General features: G+C 69.7%; 14 protein-coding genes and 1 rRNA gene. 8 read left to right on the top strand and 7 right to left on the bottom strand.

Translation table 11 applies throughout. The annotated features are described in order from the left end of the window. Positions 1-33: 33 nt before the first annotated feature. Positions 34-1561: ribosomal RNA gene (locus MQE23_RS36715) — 16S ribosomal RNA — on the bottom strand. Between the two features lie 554 nt (positions 1562-2115). Between MQE23_RS36715 and MQE23_RS36710 the strand changes: the two genes are divergently transcribed. Further along, positions 2116-2565, top strand: coding sequence for a PTS glucose transporter subunit IIA (locus tag MQE23_RS36710; protein WP_020275938.1), 450 nt, complete (start codon positions 2116-2118; stop codon positions 2563-2565). A gap of 78 nt (positions 2566-2643) precedes the next feature. Further along, complete coding sequence (gene ptsP / locus MQE23_RS36705) at positions 2644-4314, top strand: phosphoenolpyruvate--protein phosphotransferase (RefSeq protein ID WP_243381373.1); 1671 nt, start codon at positions 2644-2646, stop codon at positions 4312-4314. 69 nt (positions 4315-4383) lie between these two features. On the opposite strand, the gene MQE23_RS36700 is transcribed toward ptsP, so the two are convergent. After that, entirely contained in the window at positions 4384-5274 is an 891-nt protein-coding gene (locus MQE23_RS36700; RefSeq protein ID WP_020275940.1) for a hypothetical protein, read from the bottom strand. A gap of 181 nt (positions 5275-5455) precedes the next feature. Next, positions 5456-7423 (bottom strand): acetoacetate--CoA ligase, encoded by a 1968-nt coding sequence (locus MQE23_RS36695; protein ID WP_243381372.1) that lies wholly within the window; start codon positions 7421-7423, stop codon positions 5456-5458. A 212-nt stretch (positions 7424-7635) separates the two neighbouring features. Here MQE23_RS36695 and MQE23_RS36690 point away from each other — a divergent pair, with 212 nt between their 5' ends. Further along, entirely contained in the window at positions 7636-10002 is a 2367-nt protein-coding gene (locus MQE23_RS36690) for a TIM-barrel domain-containing protein (RefSeq protein ID WP_243381371.1), read from the top strand. Between the two features lie 2 nt (positions 10003-10004). Here MQE23_RS36690 and MQE23_RS36685 read toward each other — a convergent pair whose 3' ends face one another. Together MQE23_RS36685 and MQE23_RS36680 are read right to left on the bottom strand one after the other, a co-directional pair. Then, a complete protein-coding gene (locus MQE23_RS36685) occupies positions 10005-10541 on the bottom strand; it encodes an NUDIX domain-containing protein (protein ID WP_037672336.1) in 537 nt (178 codons plus the stop codon). Between the two features lie 47 nt (positions 10542-10588). Continuing rightward, positions 10589-11398: a M15 family metallopeptidase gene (locus MQE23_RS36680; RefSeq protein ID WP_243381370.1), complete on the bottom strand. Its 810-nt coding sequence runs from the start codon at positions 11396-11398 to the stop codon at positions 10589-10591. Positions 11399-11528: 130 nt separating this feature from the next. Here MQE23_RS36680 and MQE23_RS36675 point away from each other — a divergent pair, with 130 nt between their 5' ends. The 5 genes from MQE23_RS36675 to glpK all read left to right on the top strand — a co-directional run bounded on the left by MQE23_RS36675 (position 11529) and on the right by glpK (position 18164). After that, the gene (locus tag MQE23_RS36675) at positions 11529-11954 is read left to right on the top strand and encodes a zinc ribbon domain-containing protein (RefSeq protein ID WP_243382880.1); all 426 of its coding nucleotides are present in this window, start codon (positions 11529-11531) and stop codon (positions 11952-11954) included. Then, a complete protein-coding gene (locus MQE23_RS36670; protein WP_243381369.1) occupies positions 11951-13141 on the top strand; it encodes a lipid-transfer protein in 1191 nt (396 codons plus the stop codon). Before MQE23_RS36675 ends, MQE23_RS36670 begins: the two co-directional genes overlap by 4 nt. A gap of 331 nt (positions 13142-13472) precedes the next feature. Continuing rightward, positions 13473-15131 carry a GGDEF domain-containing protein gene (locus MQE23_RS36665; RefSeq protein ID WP_243381368.1) on the top strand — a complete coding sequence of 553 codons (1659 nt, stop codon included), beginning with the start codon at positions 13473-13475 and terminating at the stop codon, positions 15129-15131. A 690-nt stretch (positions 15132-15821) separates the two neighbouring features. Next, positions 15822-16619 carry an MIP/aquaporin family protein gene (locus MQE23_RS36660; RefSeq protein ID WP_020275949.1) on the top strand — a complete coding sequence of 266 codons (798 nt, stop codon included), beginning with the start codon at positions 15822-15824 and terminating at the stop codon, positions 16617-16619. A gap of 24 nt (positions 16620-16643) precedes the next feature. Next, positions 16644-18164, top strand: coding sequence for a glycerol kinase GlpK (glpK, locus tag MQE23_RS36655; RefSeq protein WP_020275950.1), 1521 nt, complete (start codon positions 16644-16646; stop codon positions 18162-18164). Between the two features lie 84 nt (positions 18165-18248). Here the strand turns inward: glpK and MQE23_RS36650 are convergent, their stop codons facing one another. Next, positions 18249-18854, bottom strand: a complete 606-nt coding sequence (locus MQE23_RS36650) for an ATP/GTP-binding protein (RefSeq protein WP_037672338.1) — start codon at positions 18852-18854, stop codon at positions 18249-18251. Further along, positions 18835-22485: a hydantoinase B/oxoprolinase family protein gene (locus MQE23_RS36645; RefSeq protein ID WP_243381367.1), complete on the bottom strand. Its 3651-nt coding sequence runs from the start codon at positions 22483-22485 to the stop codon at positions 18835-18837. The genes MQE23_RS36650 and MQE23_RS36645 overlap by 20 nt, the downstream gene beginning before the upstream one ends. Positions 22486-22505: the final 20 nt, after the last annotated feature.

The following is a 22505-nucleotide window of genomic DNA, read 5'->3' as shown; positions in this document are numbered from 1 at the left end:
GCCCCGAAGGACCGGCTTAGAAGTGCTCCTTAGAAAGGAGGTGATCCAGCCGCACCTTCCGGTACGGCTACCTTGTTACGACTTCGTCCCAATCGCCAGTCCCACCTTCGACAGCTCCCTCCCCACAAGGGGGTTGGGCCACCGGCTTCGGGTGTTACCGACTTTCGTGACGTGACGGGCGGTGTGTACAAGGCCCGGGAACGTATTCACCGCAGCAATGCTGATCTGCGATTACTAGCGACTCCGACTTCATGGGGTCGAGTTGCAGACCCCAATCCGAACTGAGACCGGCTTTTTGAGATTCGCTCCACCTCGCGGTATCGCAGCTCATTGTACCGGCCATTGTAGCACGTGTGCAGCCCAAGACATAAGGGGCATGATGACTTGACGTCGTCCCCACCTTCCTCCGAGTTGACCCCGGCGGTCTCCCGTGAGTCCCCAGCACCACAAGGGCCTGCTGGCAACACGGGACAAGGGTTGCGCTCGTTGCGGGACTTAACCCAACATCTCACGACACGAGCTGACGACAGCCATGCACCACCTGTACACCGACCACAAGGGGGACCCTGTCTCCAGGGTTTTCCGGTGTATGTCAAGCCTTGGTAAGGTTCTTCGCGTTGCGTCGAATTAAGCCACATGCTCCGCCGCTTGTGCGGGCCCCCGTCAATTCCTTTGAGTTTTAGCCTTGCGGCCGTACTCCCCAGGCGGGGCACTTAATGCGTTAGCTGCGGCACGGACAACGTGGAATGTTGCCCACACCTAGTGCCCACCGTTTACGGCGTGGACTACCAGGGTATCTAATCCTGTTCGCTCCCCACGCTTTCGCTCCTCAGCGTCAGTATCGGCCCAGAGATCCGCCTTCGCCACCGGTGTTCCTCCTGATATCTGCGCATTTCACCGCTACACCAGGAATTCCGATCTCCCCTACCGAACTCTAGCCTGCCCGTATCGACTGCAGACCCGGGGTTAAGCCCCGGGCTTTCACAACCGACGTGACAAGCCGCCTACGAGCTCTTTACGCCCAATAATTCCGGACAACGCTCGCGCCCTACGTATTACCGCGGCTGCTGGCACGTAGTTAGCCGGCGCTTCTTCTGCAGGTACCGTCACTTTCGCTTCTTCCCTGCTGAAAGAGGTTTACAACCCGAAGGCCGTCATCCCTCACGCGGCGTCGCTGCATCAGGCTTTCGCCCATTGTGCAATATTCCCCACTGCTGCCTCCCGTAGGAGTCTGGGCCGTGTCTCAGTCCCAGTGTGGCCGGTCGCCCTCTCAGGCCGGCTACCCGTCGTCGCCTTGGTGAGCCATTACCTCACCAACAAGCTGATAGGCCGCGGGCTCATCCTGCACCGCCGGAGCTTTCCACCACCAAGAGATGCCCCTAGTGGTTGTATCCGGTATTAGACCCCGTTTCCAGGGCTTGTCCCAGAGTGCAGGGCAGATTGCCCACGTGTTACTCACCCGTTCGCCACTAATCCCCACCGAAGTGGTTCATCGTTCGACTTGCATGTGTTAAGCACGCCGCCAGCGTTCGTCCTGAGCCAGGATCAAACTCTCCGTGAATGTTTACCGGCAATCCGGTCGACACCACGAGAGCGGAACAGCCAGGCGGAATAAGCCCGGCCGTTCACAGCGTCCTCGCTGTGTTTTTTCAAAGGAACCTCGCCCCAGCAGATGCTGGAGACGGGGTATCAACATATCTGGCGTTGACTTTTGGCACGCTGTTGAGTTCTCAAGGAACGGTCGCTTCCTTTGTACTCACCCTCTCGGGCTTTCCTCCGGGCGCTTCCCTTCGGTCTTACGTTTCCAACTCTACCAGTGTTTTTCCGGCCCTCTGACCACCGTCCTGCAGGCATGCAGGAAGTGACCCCGAGATAGGATCTGACAAGTTGGGTGCTGCCAGGCGAGGACACGAGGTTGCGTCGCTCAGCCCCAGGCAGGAGTACGACTGTACACGCGGCCACGGAGCGGGTGCAAATCGATTTGCGGTATGGTCTAGACCACTCTGAAGCGCTCACGCGGAACCGGCACTTCAGGTGACATACCCTGCTGAACAGTGTGCCGCCCGGTACCGACAGGGACGGCCCATATCGATCTCCACCCCTGGGAGGCTTCCCATGACCACCGTGACGTCCCCGCTCGCAGGACGCGCCATCGGACTGGCATCCGTGCCGGATCCGGTCTTCTCCGGGGCCATGGTCGGCCCGGGCACAGCGATCGACCCCGTACGTGAGCCTTCCGAGGCCGTCTCGCCCGTGGACGGCGTCATCGTCTCCCTGCACCCGCACGCGTTCGTCGTCGTCGACGAGAACGGTCACGGTGTTCTCACCCACCTCGGTATCGACACCGTGCAGCTCAACGGCGAGGGTTTTGAGCTGCTCGTGAACAAGGGTGACACCGTCAGGCGCGGTCAGGGCATCGTGCGCTGGAACCCGGCTGCCGTCGAGGCCGCCGGTAAGTCCGCGGTCTGCCCGATCGTGGCGCTGGAGGCCACGGCCGAAGCACTCTCCGATCTTCGTGACGACGGCGATGTGAAGGCCGGCGACAGTCTCTTCCTCTGGAAGTGACGTCAGTGCCGTCGTACGGCGGCTAGCAGGAGAACCAACGCGGCGGTCGTATCCGCCGCACTATCGGAGACGGGTGAGATGGACACAACGCTGCGAGGCGTCGGCGTGAGCCACGGTGTGGCTATCGGCGAGGTTCGGCACATGGGAACGGCGGTGCTGGAGCCGCCCGCGAAGCAGATACCCGCGGAGGAGGCGGAGCGTGAACAGGGGCGCGCCCGCAAGGCCGTGGAGGCTGTGGCGGCCGACCTGATGGCACGGGGCAACCTGGCGGGAGGTGAAGCCCAGGCGGTGCTCGAGGCGCAGGCCATGATGGCCCAGGACCCCGAGCTGATGGCAGACGTGGAGCGACGGATCGCCGTCGGCAGTACGGCCGAGCGCGGGGTGTACGACGCGTTCGCCGCGTACCGCGAGCTGCTGGCCGGCGCCGGTGAGTATCTCGCCGGTCGCGTGGCCGACCTCGACGACGTGCGGAATCGTATCGTCGCCCGTCTGCTGGGGGTCCCGATGCCGGGTGTCCCCGACAGCGACGAGCCCTATGTCCTTGTCGCCCGTGACCTGGCGCCTGCCGACACCGCCCTGCTGGACCCGACTCTGGTGCTCGGCTTCGTCACCGAGGAGGGCGGTCCCACCAGCCACAGCGCGATTCTGGCCCGGGCGCTCGGGGTACCGGCCGTCGTCGCGCTGCCGGGTGCCGGGGAGCTCGCCGAAGGCACGATGATCGCCGTCGACGGCAGCACCGGCGAGATCTTCGTGGACCCGAGCGATGAGAAGAAGGCCCAGCTCAAGGCCGCGGCCGCCGAGCGCAAGGCGGCGCTGGCGGCCTCGACCGGTCCCGGTGCCACCGCGGACGGTCACAAGGTGCCGCTGCTCGCGAACATCGGTGGCCCTGCGGATGTGGCGGCAGCCGTCGAGGCCGGGGCCGAGGGTGTCGGTCTCTTCCGTACCGAGTTCCTCTTCCTGGACGACAGCAAGCAGGCGCCGTCCGAGGAGAAGCAGGTCGCCGCATACCGGCAGGTGCTGGAGGCGTTCCCCGAGGGGCGTGTCGTGGTGCGGGTGCTGGACGCGGGCGCGGACAAGCCGCTCGACTTCCTGACGCCGGCCGACGAGCCGAATCCGGCGCTCGGCGTGCGGGGTCTGCGGACGCTGCTGGATCACCCGGAGGTCCTGCGTACCCAGCTGACGGCGCTCGCGAAGGCCGCGGAGGGGCTGCCGGTCTACCTCGAGGTCATGGCCCCGATGGTCGCGGACCGGACAGACGCCCGGGCCTTCGCGGACGCGTGCCGCGAGGCTGGGCTGCGGGCGAAGTTCGGCGCGATGGTCGAAATTCCGTCGGCCGCGCTGCGGGCTCGCTCGATCCTCCAGGAGGTCGAGTTCCTGTCGCTGGGGACGAACGACCTGGCGCAGTACACCTTCGCCGCCGACCGTCAGGTGGGTGCGGTCTCCCGACTCCAGGATCCGTGGCAGCCCGCGCTGCTGGACCTGGTGGCACTGTCCGCCGAGGCGGCGAAGGCCGAGGGCAAGAGCTGTGGCGTCTGTGGTGAGGCCGCGTCCGACCCGCTGCTCGCTTGTGTGCTGGCTGGTCTGGGCGTCACCTCTCTTTCGATGGGCGCGGCGTCGATTCCCTATGTCCGGGCCACACTGGCGAAGTACACGCTGGCGCAGTGCGAGCGGGCCGCTGCTGCGGCGCGGGCCTCGGACAGCGCCGAGGACGCGCGCAGCGCGGCGCAGGCGGTGTTGTCGGGCGAGTGAGCCGGGCATGGCCGGCCGAGGCTGCCATGGGCGGGGCGCTCCACTGCGGTGGGGCGCCCCGCCCGCTTTTCAGTGGTTGTGTCCCTGTGCGGGTTGCACTTCTCCCAGGTCGGGCGGCTCGCAGTAGTCGACGTTGGATTCGGGAGAGATCAGGTCGCCGGATTCGACGTCCGTGCAGTAGGCGTCGAAGACCTCTCCCGCGGTGAGTGGTTCGAGTCCATATGCCCGCAGGCGCCAGCCGTAGACGCGGTCGGGGTTGCCTGGGGCGCTGGCGCGGATGACGAGACCGCCAGGGCTTTCGGTGGCCAGGCCGAGGGCCAGGACCGTGGTGAACTCCAGGGCTTCGGTCTCGTCGAGTTTTACGTCGCCGTCGGTGTCGGCGACGTGGAGGGCTGCGACGAGGGTTTCGGGCGGTCCGGTGACGCTGCATACGAGGTGCCGGTTGCCGGGTGGGGCCGTGTCGAGGATGCGGACGAGGAGGTCCGAGGCCCGGGCGAAGGCGGCGCGTCCGAGGTCCTCGCCGCAGGAGGCGCAGTCGCCCAGGCGAGCGAGGAGTGTGGTCGCGTACTCCCAGGTGGCCTGGCGGACGGCCTCGTCGACGAGGGCCGGAAGGAGGTCGGACAGCGGCTGGCCCTCGTACGGAAGGGTCGGGCCTGTGACCGCGAGTCGTGCTGTGAAGCGTGTGCGGCTCGACGGGTTGTCGGGGTCAAGGCCTTTTTGCGTGCAGAACTCGGCGTACTCCTCGGGGTCGAAGAGGGCCACCGTGGTGTGGCTGCCTTGCAGGGCCCGTGTCCTGAGGAGGCCTTCCACGTGCTTGAGATAGGCCGCGTGGTCGTCGAAGGTGAAGCTGCGGTAGCGCCGCATGGCACGGAAGTCGTGCTCGTCGGTGAGCAGGCCGATGGTGCCGGCGATTTCGCGGCGCAGGACGCGTCGCATGGTCCGGCTGTCGGTGTGCGTCATTGTTCCCCCTGTGCACGGTCGATCAATGCTCACTCACAGTAATCGGCAGCACTGACAACGGGGGCGAGCGAGGTGATCGCGCACCCCAGGGAGGGCAGAAAAGCACAGGTCAGAATCCATGAAGTCGGCACAACTACGCCGACAGTCACAGTTACGACGAGTGGCCAGAGGGCGGTGGCGGTCAGGCGCGTTTGCGGGCCAGGTCCTCGTAGAAGCTCAGCAGGTCGAGGTTGTCGATGGAGCCCGGGTTCACCGCTTTCTCCAGTGGGGTTCCCTGGAGGAGGCGTTTGACCGGGACCTCGATGCGTTTGCCGGTCAGGGTGTGGGGGACGCCGGGTACTTCGATGATCTCGTCGGGGACGTGGCGCGGTGACAGTTGTTCGCGGATGGTCTGTTTGATGCGGTTCAGCAGGGCCTCGTCGAGGACGGCTCCGGGGGCCAGGTGGACGAAGAGGGGCATCCAGTAGCCGCCGTCGGGCTGTTCGATGCCGATGACGAGGGATTCCCTGATCTCGGGGAGGCGCTCCACGGCCTCGTAGATGTCGGCGGATCCCATGCGTACACCCTGGCGGTTGAGCGTGGAGTCGGAGCGGCCGTGGATGACGACGGATCCGCGGGAGGTGACGGTGATCCAGTCGCCGTGCCGCCAGACGCCGGGGTACGTGTCGAAGTAGCTGTCGTGGTAGCGGCTGCCGTCGGGGTCGTTCCAGAAGTGGATGGGCATCGACGGCATGGGGTTGGTGACCACGAGCTCGCCGACCTCGTCGACCAGGGGGTTGCCGCTGGGGTCCCAGGACTGGAGGTCGGTGCCGAGGCAGGGGGCCTGTAGCTCGCCGACGTGGACCGGGAGGGTCGGTACGGCTCCGACGAAGCAGGAGCACACGTCGGTGCCGCCGCTGACGGAGGCGATCCACAGGTCGTCGCGCACCTCGTCGTGGAGCCAGCGGAAGCCGTCGGGGGGCAGGGGCGAGCCCGTGGTGGCGACGCACTGGACGGAGGAGAGGTCGAAGTCGCGGGACGGGTGGACGCCCGCCTTGCGGCAGGCCATGACGTAGGCGGCCGAGGTGCCGTAGAGGGTGGCCTCGGTGCGTTCGGCGATGCGCCACTGGGCGCCGGTGTCCGGGTAGCCGGGGCTGCCGTCGTAGAGGACGATCGTGGTGCCGGTGAGCAGGCCGGAGACGAGGAAGTTCCACATCATCCAGCCGGTCGACGTGTACCAGAAGAAGCGGTCCTCGGGGCCCAGGTCGCAGTGCAGGCCGAGTTGCTTGAGGTGCTCGACCAGGATGCCGCCCTGGGACTGGACGATGGCCTTGGGCAGGCCGGTCGTGCCGGAGGAGTAGAGCACCCACAGGGGGTGGTCGAAGGGGACCTGTTCGAAGACGGGGGCCGTGTCGGCGGAGGTGAGGGACGACCACTCCAGGGCGCCCTCCGGTGCTTCCGTGCCGAGGAGGGGGATGTGGACGACGGCGCGCAGGGTGGGCAGTTCGTGGCGCAGTTCGGCGACGATCTCGCGGCGGTCGTGCTCCTTGCCGCCGTAGCGGTAGCCGTCGACCGTGAACAGCACGACGGGTTCGACCTGCTGGAAGCGGTCGAGGACGCTGCGGGCGCCGAAATCGGGCGCGCAGGAGGTCCAGACGGCGCCCACGGCGGCTGTGGCGAGGAGAGCGACCACGGCCTGCGGGACGTTGGGGAGATAGCCGCTGACGCGGTCTCCGGGGCGGACGCCGAGGGCGCGCAGTTCGGCGGCCAGGGAGCCGACCTGGCGGCGCAGCTCGGCCCAGGTGACGGGGCTTGGTTCGTGCGTTTCGTCGACGTACAGGAGGGCCGGTTCGTCAGCGCGGGTGTCGGCCGCGCGCAGGGCGTGTTCGGCGTAGTTGAGGGTCGCGCCGGGGAACCACTGGGCGCCCGGCATCGCACGGTTGCCGAGCACGCGCGCGTAGGGCGTCGAGAAACGGACGTCGAACCACTCCGCGACGGCTTTCCAGAAGGTCTCCAGCTCGTCGACGGACCAGCGCTGGAGGGCCGCGTAGCCGCCTTCGGCGGGGGCGCCGTGGTGCTCGGCCGCCCAGGCCTGGAACCTCGTGATCCGTGCCCGGGCGATGCGCTCGGGGTCTGGCTGCCACAGCGGCTGAGGACTATCGGTCGACATGGTCGGCTCCCGGACTGTGCGCGTCGTGTGCGTCCTCCGCGCACGGGCTGGGGTGTGCGCGTGACGCGGCTGGCACGGACAATGCCATGTGATCGACTTCGGCACCAGGGTGCCCTCCACATAGTCCGTGTCGTGAAGATGTGGTCCCGGCACGGGTGAACGGCAGTTGAACGACACGCGCGCGCGGCGCGGTCAGTGGCAGGGTGAGCAGCATGAACGGTCGTGACCTGGTGCGTTCGGTGAAAGCGGTGGGGTCGGTGGGCGCGGCGCAGGGTGTGCGTACCGTACGAGCAGCGTGGCGCAGGCGGCGGGCCGACGCCACCGGGCTGCCGGCGCGGGGGGCGGAGCGTGCGCGGGTGCCCGGGGCCGTGCAGGAGGTGGAGCCGGGGCCGGGGGGCGGTGTCGTCCGGTTCAGCCGGTCGGAGCTGCGGATTCTCGTCGCCGTGAGCGGAGCCGTCTTCTGGGGCTGGGACGGGGCGGAGCCCGAGCCGTCGTACGCGCTGGCCGGCCGGTGTCCGGAAGCGGATCCCCGGGCGGTGCTGGAGCCGGACAAGGACGGCGGCTGGCGGGTGGTGGCCGAGCGGGTGACGGTCGTCGTGTCGCGGCATGGCGCGGTGGAGGTGCGCACCCCAGGTGGCGTGACGCTGCGCCGTGATCTGCCGCCGCGGTGGTGGGAGCCGGTCGGTGGCGGCCCGGCGCGGTGGATGCAGCGGTCGGAGGTGGCTGCCGACGCGCGGTTCTTCGGGCTGGGTGGTCGTGCCTCGGGTCCTCGGCTGCCGGACGGGACATACCGGCTGTGGAACACCGACCCCGGTCAGGCGTTCGCACCCGGTGACGACCCCCTGTACATCACGATGCCGGTGCAGCTGGTGGTGTCCGACGGCGGTACGCATCTGGTGTTTCACGACAGTTCGTGGGACGGCACGGTGACGCTGCGGGAGGGCGAGGAGGGCGCCGGTTCCGGGCACGACCAGGCCGGGACGAGCGAGCTGCGGATGGACGGCGGTCCACTGCGCTGCTGGGTGATGGCGGGTACCCCCGCGCGCGTGCTGCTCGCCTGGGCCTCACTGACCGGCGCGCCCGCGCTGCCGCCCGCGTGGGCGCTCGGGCACCACCACGCGCGGTGGGGATTCGGCAGTGAGCAGGAGGTGCGGCGGATCGTCGCGGGTTACCTGGAGCACGGTCTGCCGCTCGACGCCGTGCACCTGGACATCGACCATTTCGACGCACATCAGGTGTTCACCGTCGACGAGGACCGCTTCCCGAAGCTGCCCGTTCTGGCCGAGGAGCTCCGGCGGGACGGCATCCGGCTGGTGTCGATCGTCGACCCCGCCGTGAAGGCCCTGCCCGGCAATGCCGTGTACGACGGCGGTACGGCCGAGGACGCGTTCGTGCGGGACGCCTCGGGGCAGGTCGTGCAGGGTGTCGCGTGGCCCGGGGAGGCGGTGTTTCCCGATTTCACGCACGCGCGCGTGCGTGAGTGGTGGGGCGGTCTCTACGAGGAGCGGCTCGCGCAGGGCTTCTCGGGTTTCTGGCACGACATGAACGAGCCCACGTCGTTCGCCGCCTTCGGGGAGTCGACGCTGCCGCGTTCGGCGCGGCACTCCCTGGAGGGGCGGGGCGGTGACCATCGTGAGGCGCACAACGTGTACGCGCTGTGCATGGCCAGGGCGGGCTTCGAAGGACTGCGGAAACTCGCGCCCCAGGAGCGGCCGTTCCTGTTCTCCCGCTCGGGGTGGGCCGGCATGCAGCGCTACGGCGGGACGTGGTCGGGTGACGTGGCCACCGGCTGGCCGGGGCTGCGGGCGTCCTTGGCGCTGGTGATGGGGCTCGGACTGTGCGGTGTGCCGTACTCGGGGCCGGACATCGGAGGCTTCGACGGGGATCCCTCGCCCGAGCTGTTCCTGCGGTGGTTCCAGCTGGGGGCCTATCTGCCGCTGTTCCGTACGCACGCGAGTCTGCGGGCGGGGCGCAGGGAGCCGTGGGAGTTCGGTGCCGAGGTGCTGGAGCACGCGCGCGTGGCGCTCGTCGAACGCCGGCGGCTGCTGCCGTACTTCATGACGCTGGCGCATCTGGCCCGGCGTACCGGGGCTCCCTATGTGCGGCCCCTGTGGTGGGGGGCGCCGGAGGAGCGGGCGCTGCGTGACTGCGGGGACGCCTTCCTGCTGGGCGACAGCCTGCTGGTGGCGCCGGTGCTCGACCCGGGCGCGGACCGGCGTGCCGTGCTGCTGCCGCGGGGGCGCTGGTACGACACGGTGACGGAGCAGGCGTACGAGGGGCCGGCGCAGGTGCTCGTCGACGCACCTCTGTCGCGGATACCGGTGTTCGCACGCGCGGGCGCGGTGCTTCCCGTACGCGGGGAGGACGGCGGGCTGGCGCTGGAGGTGTGGGCGCCCGCCCGGGGACGGACCGGGGGCGGGCTGGTCGTGCCGGACGGGGGCGAGGGGTGGGACGAGCCGGATATCGAGCGCTACACCGCTCGGTGGATGGGCTCTCGGGTGGTTGTCGAGCTGGAGGGTGAGGACGGCGCGGGCGAGCCGTCCCACCCGGTGCGCGTCCGCGGGGCCGGAGAGCGCTGAGCTCAGATGTAGCGGCCTTCGAACCAGGCCCGTACCGCCACGGTGTGCAGAGGGAAGGCGAGTTCCTCCGCCCTGCGCAGGAGGTGCCAGCCCTCCGTCTCGTCCGTGGCGGCGGAGGGCGGCAGGCCTTCGACAGGGCGTTCCGGGAGGAGGCCGAACAGCAGCAGGTGTCCGTCGGGCGAGCTCATCGCGTCGACGAGGCGTACGTCGCGGACGGCCGCGTCGATGCCGGTTTCCTCCTTGAGTTCGCGTACGACGGCCTGCCGCCAGTCCTCCCGGTCGTCGATGTAGCCGCCGGGCAGGGCGATGCCCCCGCGCGCGGGGGCGACGGTTCGGGTGATGACGACCAGGGCGGTGCCTTTGGTGTCGTACACGGGCTGGAGGGCCACCGCGACCGGGAGTGGATTGCGGTAGGCCACGCTGCCGCACGCCGGGCAGGTGCGGGGCCAGCCGGAGACGCCCTCTCCGTAGGGCGCGCCGCAGCTCGAACAGTGGGAGTCCGGCGCGGAGTTGGAACTGGAGTGCTGAGTTTCGGACACGCGGCGGACTGTAGCCGATCACGGAGAGGGCGTCTCGGGCGGGCGGCTCAGTGAGCTCGGGTGAGCGCCTTCCTGGACACGGGGAAGTCGAAGTAGGTGTCCGGGTAGGGCTCGGGCTTGTAGGTGTAGTGCCACCACTCCTCTGCCAGGTTCACGAAGCCGAGACCCTCCAGGGTGCTCTTGAGCAGCAGCCGGTTGGCGCGCTGTTGGCCCTGGACACGGGGGTCGAGGGTGTGCGAGAGGGTGTCGAAGCAGTCGAAGCCGGTCCCCATGTCGACGGAGTTGTCGGGGAACCGCTCGTCTTCGGGGGCGAAGCACGGCACGAGGGGCTCTCCGGGGTGGTACGGCCGGGTCGGTTTCGCCGGCAGTTTCACGAGCGTGACGTCGAGGGTCGATCCGCGGCTGTGGCCCGACTTCTCGGCGATGTAGCCGTCGGCGAACAACCGGGTCTTGGCGACGTTCGGGTAGAACTCGCCCTTCATGGCCTGGTCGTCGAGGTCCTTGGCCCAGCGGACGAAGTGGTCCACCGCGCGCTGCGGCCGGTAGCAGTCGTACACCTTGAGTGTGTAGCCCTGGCGCAGCAGCTTCGTCTGGGCCCTGTGGAGGGCTTGGGCGGCGGGGCGGGTGAGGACGCAGATCGGCTGGGCGTAGCCGTCGATGCGCTGGCCGACGAAGTTGTGCGGGGTGAAGTAGCGCATCTCCTGGATGATCGTCGGGTCCACGCTTCTCAGGGCCACGAAGTCTTTAGGTGCATGGGGCCCGGTCTTGGCCTGGGCGGTGGCGGTGGGGGCGGTCGCTGCCAGCACGGCGGCGAAGGCGGTGATCAGGCCGCGTGCCACGGTGGTGATTCGTGTCATGGCTCCTGCGTCTACCAGGAGACGGTCCCGCCGGGGAAGGGATGCCGAAATCCGGAGGACCGTGTCAGACTTCTGACGTTCCGTCAGATTCGGTCTGCGGGGAGGCTCGGTGTCGCGTACACGAACGCCGGTGGTCGCGGGGTGGTTCGCCGGGAAGGGGGAAGACTTCCGGCTGCTGGGCACGCGTTGCGCGGCGTGCTCTTCGGTCTTCTTCCCCCGCGAGGACCACCACTGCCACAACCCTGCTTGCGGGGGCGGGGAGTTGACGGAGGTCCCGCTGTCGCGGCGTGGCCGCGTCTGGTCGTACACGGACAGCCGGTACCGGCCACCGTCACCCTACGTGAGTGATCCGGAACTCTCGTGGGAGCCGTGCGCGTTGATCGCTGTGGAGCTGCAGGCCGAGCGGCTCGTGGTGCTGGGGCAGGCGGCTCCCGGGGTCACCGTCGCGGACCTGACGGTGGGCATGGAGGTGGAGGTCGTGCCCGGCGTGCTCCACGAGGACGCGGAAACGACCTGGACGACGTGGCACTGGCGGCCGACGGGGGTGAAGGCATGACGGGTGAGGTCGCGGTGCTGGGTGCGGGCATGCACCCGTGGGGCAAGTGGGGACGGAACTTCGTCGAGTACGGCGTCGCAGCGGCCCGCGCGGCGCTGACCGACGCCGGGCTGGACTGGCGGGACATCGGCTCGATCATCGGCGCGGACACGGTCCGGGGCGGTTATCCCGGGTATGTCGCTGGAGCGACGTTCGCGAAAGCACTGGGCTGGCAAGGGGCCCGGGCCACGAGCGTGTACGCGGCGTGCGCGTCCGGGGCGCAGGCCGTGGACGCCGCGCGGGCCCAGATCCTCTCCGGGCTCGCCGAGGTGGTGCTCGTGGTGGGAGCCGATGCCGCTCCCAAGGGATTCTTCCGCCCCGCGGGCGGGGACCGGCCCGACGATCCCGACTGGCTGCGGTTCCGGGTTCTCGGGGCGACCAACCCGGTGTACTTCGGGTTGTACGCCCGCAGGCGCATGGCCGTGCACGGCGACACACCGGGCGACTTCGCACAGGTGAAGGTGAAGAACGCGGCGATGGGAGCGCTGAACCCCAAGGCGCGCTACCGCCGGCGGGTCACCGCCGAGGAGGTCGCCGCCTCCGCCGTCGTCGCCGATCCGCTGCGGCTGCTCGACATCTGCGCGACCTCAGACGGCGGCGCGGCGGTCGTGCTCTCCAGCATGGAGTTCGCGCGGCGGCACGGCCATGCGGACCCGGTGCGGATCCGGGCCGTGTCCACGGTGACGCCGCGGTACCCGAACACCGTGCTGGACCTCCCGGACATCGCCACGGACTCCGCAGTGGCGGTCGATCCGCCCGCCGAGACGTTCCGGACGTCGATCGCCCGGGCGGCCTACGAGGAGGCGGGGGTCGGACCGGAGGACCTGTCGCTGGCCGAGGTCTACGACCTGTCCACGGCGCTCGAGTTGCAGTGGTACGAGGACCTGGGGCTGTGCGGTGAGGGCGAGGGCGTGAAGCTGCTGCGGGACGGGGCGACGGCCCTGGGCGGGCGAATACCGGTGAACGCCAGCGGTGGTCTGGCCTCCTTCGGCGAGGCGGTCCCGGCGCAGGCGATAGCCCAGGTGTGCGAGCTGGCATGGCAGTTGCGGGGCGAGGCAGGTGACCGGCAGGTCGAGGGAGCGCGTGTGGGTATCAGCGCGAATCAGGGGCTGTTCGGGCATGGATCGGCGGTGATCGCGGTGCGGTGAGCCGCGGGGCCGGGACGCGGCTGCGGGCTGTGCCGGACAGGGCACGGGCCGGCGCTCGGACGTGCACGGGAACCCGGGGCTTGCACGGGATGGTGCCGGGACATGCGCGGGCTGGCGCCGAGACGTGCACGACCCATGCCGACGCGTGCATGGAGCCATGCCGACGCGTGCATGGAGCCGTGCCGACGCGTGCATGGAGCCGTGCCGACGTCGGCGCTGGTGGTACGGCCACGACCGGGCCTCGACATACGCTGTGTGACCGCTCCGGAATCCTGCGTGAACGTCTCATGAACTGCGCTTGGGCGTACGCCGGTGGAGTCATCATGCTTGCGTGCACTCCTGGACGGATACTCTCCGCTTCGCCTTCCAACCGGTGGTCAACCTGACGACCGGCGCGGTCGCGGGACTGGAGATACTCGCCCGCCCGGAGACCGGCGACATCCTGGCCGAGGCCCGCCGGGATCCCGAGCTCGACAGCCGGCTGGCGGTGTCGGCGGTCCGCGCGGCGGTGCGCAAGGAGACCCTGCTGCCGCTGTTCGTCAACGTCTTCGCCGGCACCCTCGCCGACCTCGGCGGGCTCCCTTCGCTGCATGATGCCGTGCGCGAGGCGGGGCGGCTTCCGTGGGAGGTGACGATCGACGTCTGTCCGCCGTACACGCACGTGCCGCAGCGGGCACTGCTGGAGGCGGTGTCCAGGGTGCGCGGTCAGGGATTCCGGATCTGTGCGGACGGTGTCGGTGACGGGGACGTGCCCTTGCGGCTCCTGTCGGACATCACGCCCGACCTGGTGAAGCTGGACGCGACGCTGCTGGCGCGGCCGGCGGTGGTGCGGTCGATGCGGACGCTGTGCGACGGGCTGGGGGCTCTCCTGGCTGTCGAGGGCGTGGAGACCGAAGGGCAGTGCGCTGCGGCGCTGGCGGCCGGGGCGCAGTTGGCACAGGGCGAGCTGTTCGCCCCGCCGGCCCGGCTGCCCGCCGCGGACGTCTACGTTCCGCCCCGCTCCCCCGCCGAGGTGGCCGTGCCGCGGTCGGGGCCGTCGGTGCGGGAGTTCGTGCGGCCCGCCGCGCTGCTGCCCGCCACGGCGTCCGCGGGGCAGGTGCGGGCGCTGCTGACCGGGTCACCGGATGTGTCCGGGGTACTGCTCGTGGACACCGCCGGAGTGCCGGTCCGGTCGGTGCACCGGTCCCGCTTCCTGTTGTCGATGTCGGGGCGCTACGGGCACGCCCTGTACGCCGACCGGCCCGCGGCCAAGCTCGGTGACCCACCGCGGACGGTGGGCATCGACGCCACGGCCTGGGAGGTACTGGACGTCGTGGCGGTCGGCGGGCGGGACCGTACGTCGGACGATGTCGCCGTCGTGGACGCGTACGGGCGGTGCGTGGGCGTCGTACGGCTCGCGGATCTCGTGCGCGCGCTGGCCGAGTCACGGGTGGAGGAGGCGGCGGGGCTCAATCCGCTGACGCGTCTGCCCGGCTCGGACGCGATCACCGGTGAGGTGGACCGGCGGATCGTGTCCGGGCGGGCGTTCGTGCTGAGCTGGCTGGACGTCGACCACTTCAAGCAGGTCAACGACGGGGCCGGCTTCGCGGCGGGCGACGAGCTGATCCGGGCGGTGGGGCGTGCGTTGCAGCAGGCCGCGACGGACGGCACCCGCGTGGGTCACATCGGCGGCGACGATTTCCTGGTGCTCGCAGAACCGGAGGGACTCGATCCGCTGGCCGCCTCCGTGCTGGACGTCCCCTGGTCGGCAGGCGGTCGGCCGGTCACGCTGTCGCTCGCCACGGTGCTGTGCGCGCCGGGCAGTGTGACCGACCACCGGCAGGCGGCGGCTTGCCTGGCGCCCCTGAAGAAGGCGGCGAAGGCGTTGCACGGGGCGAGTTGGGTGGTGGGCCGAGCAGGCGTGCCCGGGCATGAGACCCGCCGCGGCGCTGAGCCGACAGCGGCACCGGCACCGGCGCGGTGTGGGGCGGCGGAGCCGGGTGGGGGTTGAGAGAGCCGTGCAGGGCCCTTAGGACCGTAGGGGGGCGTGGGCGGCAGGGCGGGGGTACGGGCCCCGGCGGTTGGTGGCGCTGTCCGGGGCGGGCACCTGGGGACGGCTGTGGCCCGTCCGGCGGAGCCCGGCAGGGGCTCCTGCACGGGGCGCTGCTCGTCCGGTTGAGAGACCGCCTGGTCAGGTGGATGCTGGTGGCTAGCAAGCGAGGAGTCAGGTGCGCTGGGCGATCGCCCATGGCGGAGCCCAGCGGAGGCCGGACGACACCACCAGCAAGGCCTCGCGTGGCGCACCGAAGCCCGCGCAGGCCCCGACCAGATCTGAACAACGACCCGACCGGGCGCCGCCAGGACCGTGCAACCGGCCACCCGGCCCAGCAGGCCCGGCCGCCGGCACAAGGCCGTCAACCGTTGCGGTCGGCGACCTTGACGCCCCATGGGCGCCGGTGAACACTTCCGGTGTCAGTCGACATCGCCGTACATACTCGGCGTATCCGGCACTGCGGCGCGCGGGCGCGCCTGCGCCAAGGCCCTTTCCCCCACGGGCGATTCGGCTGCGATCGGCACGCTCGTCACGGACGCCGGGCGGGGCGCGGGTTTTCCCTGCCTTCGGCTGAAGTAGCCATGGGAAACGCACCCCGCACATGAGAACCGGGGCAGATCGTCCCCGGGCCTCGGCCTAGGAGCCGCCATGAGCAACGTAGACATCTTCGTCGGCGAGATCATCGGCACGGCGATCCTGATCCTCTTCGGCGCGGGGGTCTGCGCCGCCGTCACCCTGAGGTTCTCGAAGGCCAGGGCGTCGGGCTGGATCGTCATCGCGTTCGGCTGGGGATTCGGTGTCCTGGCCGGCGCGTACACCGCCGCCCCGCTGTCGGGCGGCCACATCAATCCCGCCGTGACTCTTGGCCTGGCCGTCGACACAGGCGTGTGGGACAAGGTCTGGGTCTACCTGCTCGGGCAGATCGTGGGGGCGATGCTGGGCGCCGTCCTGGCGTACCTGCTCTACTTCGCCCAGTTCCAGGCCAACGTACGGCAGACGGGCACCACGGACGGCACGGTGGACGAGCCGGTGCCGACACTCGGCATCTTCTCCACCATCCCGGAGATCAGGAACCCGGTCGCCAACCTGATGACGGAGATCCTCGCGACCATCGCCCTGGTGCTTCCCATCCTCGCGCTGGTCGGCGACGACAGGGTCGTCCAGGGGGTCGGCATCGGGCCGATCCCGGGCGAAGGAGCCGGAATCTATGGCTCCGGCATCTCGATCCTGCTGGTTTCCCTGCTGGTCGTCGGGATCGGCCTCTCGCTCGGTGGGCCCACCGGCTACGCGATCAACCCCGCACGTGACCTGGGGCCGCGCATCGTGCACCAGTTCCTCCCGATCCCGAACAAGGGAACGTCCGACTGGGGGTACGCCTGGATCCCGGTGGCAGGGCCTGCGGCCGGCGGAATTCTCGGGGCCCTCATCTACAACGCAGCCTTCTGACCAAGCGATCAAGAGGTAGTAGCCATGACGGACAACTCCGAGAAGTACGTAGCAGCGATCGACCAGGGCACCACCTCGAGCCGCTGCATCGTCTTCAACCAGAACGGTGCCATCGTCGCCGTGGACCAGCGTGAGCACCGCCAGATCTTCCCCAAGCCCGGGTGGGTGGAGCACGACGCCACCGAGATCTGGTCCAAGGTGCAGGCGGTGGTCGCCGGGGCGCTCGCCAAGGCCGGTCTGCGCGCCGACCAGCTGAGCGCGATGGGAATCACCAACCAGCGCGAGACGACCCTCCTGTGGGACCGCACGACGGGGAAGCCGGTGCACAACGCCATCGTGTGGCAGGACACGCGGACGGCGGCGCTGTGCAACCAGCTCGGCGGCTCGGAGGGACAGGACCGTTTCCGCGAGCAGACGGGTCTGCCGCTGGCCACCTACTTCTCCGGGCCCAAGGCGGCCTGGCTGCTCGACAACGTGCCCGACCTCCGGTCCCGGGCCGAACGCGGTGAGATCGCCTTCGGAACGATCGACTCCTGGCTGATCTGGAACCTCACCGGCGGCACCGACGGCGGGCAGCACGTCACCGACGTGACCAATGCCGGGCGCACCATGCTGATGAACCTGGAGACCCTGCAGTGGGACTCCTCGATCTGCTCGGCGATGAACATTCCCGAGGCCATGCTGCCGGAGATCCGGTCCTCCGCCGAGGTGTACGGCACCGCCGTCGGCCAGCTCGCCGGCGTGCCCGTGGCCTCCGCGCTGGGCGACCAGCAGGCCGCCGTGTTCGGCCAGGCCTGCTACGACGTGGGCACCGCGAAGAACACGTACGGCACGGGCAGCTTCCTGCTGCTCAACACCGGCAACCGTCCGGTGTCGTCGAAGAGCGGTCTGCTGACGACGATGGGTTACAAGATCGGGAGCGAGGCGCCGGTCTACTGTCTGGAGGGGTCGATAGCCATAACGGGCGCGCTGGTCCAGTGGTTCCGCGACCAGCTCGGCATCATCCGGACCGCCGACGAGATCGAGCCCCTGGCCGCGAGTGTGGAGGACAACGGCGGTGCCTACATCGTGCCGGCGTTCTCGGGCCTGTTCGCGCCGTACTGGCGCTCGGACGCGCGTGGTGTGGTCACCGGGCTGACCCGGTACGTCACGAAGGCGCACCTCGCGCGCGCGGTGCTGGAGGCGACGAGCTGGCAGACCCGCGAGGTCGTGGACGCCATGTACCAGGACTCCGGGGTGCACATCACCACCCTGAAGGTCGACGGCGGCATGACGAAGAACAACCTGCTCATGCAGCACCAGGCGGATGTGCTGGACGTGCCGGTGGTGCGGCCCAAGGTCTCCGAGACGACCTGTCTGGGCGCCGCGTACGCGGCCGGTCTGGCCACCGGTGTGTGGAACGACCTGGACGAGCTCAAGGCGCACTGGCAGAAGGACGTCGAGTGGACACCGTCCATGGACGCGTCGGTGCGGGACCGCGAGCACCGCAACTGGCGCAAGGCCGTGGAGAAGAGCTTCGGCTGGGAGGAGGACGCCGACAGCTAGCCACGCGCGCGTGAAGGGTCGTTTCCGGAGGGACCGTACCCCTGTCGGCGGGGGTACGGTCCGCGCCCGCCGGTCGGCCTGGCGTCAGGTGGTCACCGTCTGACGGCGGTCGGCCGCGTACGCCATGGCGTGCTGGACGACGCCGATGAGTGCTTCCTTGACCGACTCGCGGTCACGGGCGTCGCACATCAGGAGCGGAACGCCGTCGTCGAGGTCGAGGGCCTGGCGGACGTCCTCGACCGGGTAACGCGGTGCGCCCTCGAAGCAGTTGACGCCGACGAGGAACGGTATCGAGCGCCGTTCGAAGTAGTCCACGGCGGCGAAGGAGTCCTCCAGGCGGCGCGTGTCGGCGAGGACGACGGCTCCGAGGGCGCCCTCGGAGAGCTCGTCCCACATGAACCAGAACCGCTCCTGACCGGGCGTTCCGAAGAGGTACAGCACCAGGTCCTCGCGGAGCGTGATGCGGCCGAAGTCCATGGCCACGGTCGTGGTGTGCTTGCCTTCCACACCGCTGGTGTCGTCGACCGGGCGCCCGGCCTCGGTGAGCAGCTCCTCGGTGCGCAGCGGCCGGATCTCGCTGACCGCGCCGACGAGCGTGGTCTTGCCCACGCCGAAACCGCCGGCCACCAGGATCTTGAGCGTGACGGGCTCGACCGGAGGCTTGCCGCGCTCAGAACGCCCGAAGATCATCGATCTCTTCTCCTGCTTGATGGGGGTCGGGCGACGGCGGGCCGTAGCCTCCGCCGCCTGGGGTTTCGATGACGAGTACGTCGCCGGTGACGACGTCCGCGGAGTCGCTGCCGCCGAGTTCCGTCACGGTACCGTCGGCGTGTTCCACCCGGTTGGCGCCGAGAGCGCCCGGTTCTCCGCCCGCCATACCGTACGGGGGGACACGGCGGTGCTGGGACAGCGTGGAGACGGTCATGGGCTCCAGGAACCGGATACGACGCACAGCGCCGTCGCCGCCGCGCCACCGGCCGGCTCCGCCGCTGCCGCGCCGGACCGCGAACTCCTCCAGGCGCACGGGCAGTCGCCACTCCAGGACCTCGGGGTCGGTGAGGCGGGAGTTGGTCATGTGCGTCTGGACGACGGGGGCGCCGGGGAAACCGTCGCCCGCGCCGGAGCCGGGGGCGACGGTCTCGTAGTACTGGTGGCGTTCGTTGCCGAAGGTGACGTTGTTCATGGTCCCGGAGCCCTCGGCCTGCACGCCGAGCGCCGCGTAGAGGGCGCCGGTGATGGCCTGGGAGGTCTCCACGTTGCCGGCGACGACGGCGGCCGGTGGCTCGGGTGAGAGCAGGGAGCCGGGCGGTACGACGATGTCCAGGGGGCGCAGGCAGCCGTCGTTGAGGGGGATGTCGTCGGCGACGAGCGTGCGGAAGACGTACAGGACGGCCGCGTTGACGACCGAGAAGGGGGCGTTGAAGTTGGTGGGCAGCTGCGCCGAGGTGCCGGTGAAGTCGATGGTCGCGGCACGGTTCTCGCGGTCCACGCGCACGCTGACCCGGATGATCGCGCCCGAGTCGGTCTCATAGGCGTAGTCACCGTCGTCGAGGGCGTCGATGACGCGGCGTACGGCCTCTTCCGCGTTGTCCTGGACGTGCCTCATGTAGGCCTGGACGACGTCGAGACCGAAGTCCGCGATCATGCGGCCGACCTCGTCGACGCCCTTCTGGTTGGCGGCGATCTGCGCGCGCAGGTCGGCGAGGTTGGTCTTGGGATTGCGCGAGGGGTACGGCGCCTCGGTGAGGAGGCGGAGGGTCTCGTCCTCGCGGAAGCGGCCGTTCTCGGCGAGCAGCCAGTTGTCGAAGAGGACGCCCTCCTCCTCGATGGTGCGGCTGTTCGCGGGCATGGAGCCGGGGGCGATGCCTCCGATCTCTGCGTGGTGGCCGCGTGAGGCGACGTAGAAGAGGATCTCCGGGTCACTCTCCGTGTCGTCCGACGGTGCGGCGTCGAAGACCGGGGTGATCACGGTGACGTCGGGCAGATGGGTGCCGCCGTGGTACGGGTCGTTGACGGCGTAGGTGTCGCCCGGGCGCATGCCAGAGCGCCGCCGCCGGATGACCTCCTTGACGCTCGTGCCCATGGAGCCCAGGTGAACGGGGATGTGCGGGGCGTTGGCCACCAGGTTTCCGTCCGGGTCGAAGAGCGCGCAGGAGAAGTCCAGGCGCTCCTTGATGTTGACGGACTGGGCCGTGGATTCGAGGCGGGCACCCATCTGTTCGGCGATGGACATGAACAGGTTGTTGAAGACCTCAAGCAGAACCGGGTCGACTTTCGTGTCGAGTTCGGAACTCTGCGTAATCGCGGCGCGTTCCATGACCAGATGTCCGTGGTCCGTCGCCGCGGCCCGCCAGCCGTCGTCGACGACGGTCGTCGCGCCGGGTTCGGTGATGATCGCGGGACCGGTGACGGTGTCGCCGGGGGGAAGGTCCTCGCGGCGGTGGAGGGGTACGTCGCGCCAGGCTCCGCCCGTGTGAAGGCGGACGGACCGGGGCGCCGCAGGGCTGCCGTCGGCGGTGGCTTCGCAGGGAGCGAGAGCGGAGAGATCGGGGGGTTCGGTGATGCCGGTGGCTTCGACGGAGAGGGCTTCGACAACGATCGGGCGGTCGAGCGTGAAGGAGTACGTGGCGCGATGACGTTCTTCGAAGGCGTGCCGCATGGTGCGCGGCTCGGTCAGCTCGACGGTGAGGGTGGTGTCGGTGCCGTCGTAGCGGAGCTGCGCGCGGCGGGTGATCTCGATGTGCTCCTCGGGGACGTCCTCGGCGAGGAGTTCGGCGCGTGCCGCGGCTTCCAGGTCTTCGGCGGTCTTGAGGACGCCGGGCATGGAGGCGGGTTCCAGTGGTGCCTCGACGGACTGTTCGCGCATGGCGGTGGTGTCGGCGAGTCCGATGCCGAGTGCGGAGAGGACACCGGCCATGGGCGGCACGAGGACGGTGCGGATGCCGAGCGAGTCGGCGACCAGGCAAGCGTGCTGGCCGCCGGCGCCGCCGAAGGTGGTGAGGGCGTAGCGGGTGACGTCATGGCCCTTCTGGACCGAGATCCGCTTCACGGCGGACGCGATGTTGGCGACGGCGATCTGCAGGTAACCCTCGGCGACCTGTTCGGGGGTGCGGTCATCGCCCGTCTTCTCGCGGATCTCGCGCGCGAGGGCGGCGAAGCGGTCCCGGACGAGCGCGTCGTCGAGGGGCTCGTCACCGTTCGCGCCGAACACGTTCGGGAAATGGGCGGGCTGGATGCGGCCGAGCATGACGTTGGCGTCGGTGACGGCGAGGGGGCCGCCGCCGCGGTAGCAGGCCGGCCCCGGGTCCGCGCCCGCCGAGTCCGGCCCTACGCGGTAGCGGGAGCCGTCGAAGTGCAGGACCGAGCCGCCGCCGGCGGCGACGGTGTGGATGTCGAGCATGGGGGCGCGCAGCCGGACGCCGGCGATCCGGCTGGTGAAGACACGTTCGTACTCGCCCGCGAAGTGGGAGACGTCGGTGGAGGTCCCGCCCATGTCGAAGCCGATGACGCGGTCGAAGCCGGCGAGCTGCGACATGCGGGCCATCCCGACGATGCCGCCGGCCGGCCCGGACAGGATGGCGTCCTTGCCGCGGAACTGCCCGGCCTCGGTGAGACCGCCGTTGGACTGCATGAACATCAGCCGTACGCCTTCGAGGGCGTCGGCGACGTGCCGGACGTAGCGGCGCAGGACGGGAGAGAGGTAGGCGTCGACGACGGCGGTGTCCCCGCGGGGGACGAGTTTCATCAGGGGGCCGACCTCGCTGGAGAGCGAGATCTGCGGGAAGCCGATGCGGGCGGCGAGTTCCCCGACGGCTTGTTCGTGGGCGGGGTGGAGGTGGCTGTGCATGCAGACCACGGCGACGGCCCGGATCCCGTCGTCGTAGGCCTCCTGGAGAGGTCCGGCGAGGGCGTCCAGGTCGGGCGCGCGCAGCTGGGTGCCGTCGGCGGCGATGCGCTCGTCGACCTCGACGACCCGTTCGTACAGCAGCTCGGGCAGTTCGATGCGGCGGGCGAAGATGCTCGGGCGGTTCTGGTAGGCGATGCGCAGAGCGTCGTGGAAGCCGCGGGTGATGACGAGCAGGGTGCGTTCGCCCTTGCGCTCCAGGAGGGCGTTGGTGGCGACCGTCGTGCCCATGCGCACGGTGTCGACAGGGTCGTCGGAGTCGGCCAGCAGGGTGCGGACGCCCTCGACGGCCGCGTCGGTGTAGCGGGCCGGGCTGTCCGACAGGAGCTTGTGCGTGAGCAGCCGGCCGTCCGGGCGACGCGCGACGATGTCGGTGAAGGTGCCGCCTCGGTCGACCCAGAACTGCCAGCCTGCCACGTCAGTACCCCGCTTCCGCG

The organism is Streptomyces sp. HP-A2021 (assembly GCF_022807935.1).
Taxonomy (GTDB): Bacteria; Actinomycetota; Actinomycetes; order Streptomycetales; family Streptomycetaceae; genus Streptomyces; species Streptomyces afghaniensis.
This window is presented reverse-complemented; position numbering and strand designations above follow the sequence as displayed.

What these genes read in the sequence shown, in the direction of transcription:
- MQE23_RS36670 (WP_243381369.1), top strand. Translation starts at nt 11,951, where the DNA reads ATGACGGGTGAGGTCGCGGTGCTGGGTGCGGGCATGCACCCGTGGGGC.
- ptsP (WP_243381373.1), top strand. Translation starts at nt 2,644, where the DNA reads ATGGACACAACGCTGCGAGGCGTCGGCGTGAGCCACGGTGTGGCTATC.
- MQE23_RS36660 (WP_020275949.1), top strand. Translation starts at nt 15,822, where the DNA reads ATGAGCAACGTAGACATCTTCGTCGGCGAGATCATCGGCACGGCGATC.
- MQE23_RS36650 (WP_037672338.1), bottom strand. Translation starts at nt 18,854, where the DNA reads ATGATCTTCGGGCGTTCTGAGCGCGGCAAGCCTCCGGTCGAGCCCGTC.
- MQE23_RS36710 (WP_020275938.1), top strand. Translation starts at nt 2,116, where the DNA reads ATGACCACCGTGACGTCCCCGCTCGCAGGACGCGCCATCGGACTGGCA.
- MQE23_RS36680 (WP_243381370.1), bottom strand. Translation starts at nt 11,398, where the DNA reads ATGACACGAATCACCACCGTGGCACGCGGCCTGATCACCGCCTTCGCC.
- MQE23_RS36695 (WP_243381372.1), bottom strand. Translation starts at nt 7,423, where the DNA reads ATGTCGACCGATAGTCCTCAGCCGCTGTGGCAGCCAGACCCCGAGCGC.
- glpK (WP_020275950.1), top strand. Translation starts at nt 16,644, where the DNA reads ATGACGGACAACTCCGAGAAGTACGTAGCAGCGATCGACCAGGGCACC.
- MQE23_RS36700 (WP_020275940.1), bottom strand. Translation starts at nt 5,274, where the DNA reads ATGACGCACACCGACAGCCGGACCATGCGACGCGTCCTGCGCCGCGAA.
- MQE23_RS36690 (WP_243381371.1), top strand. Translation starts at nt 7,636, where the DNA reads ATGAACGGTCGTGACCTGGTGCGTTCGGTGAAAGCGGTGGGGTCGGTG.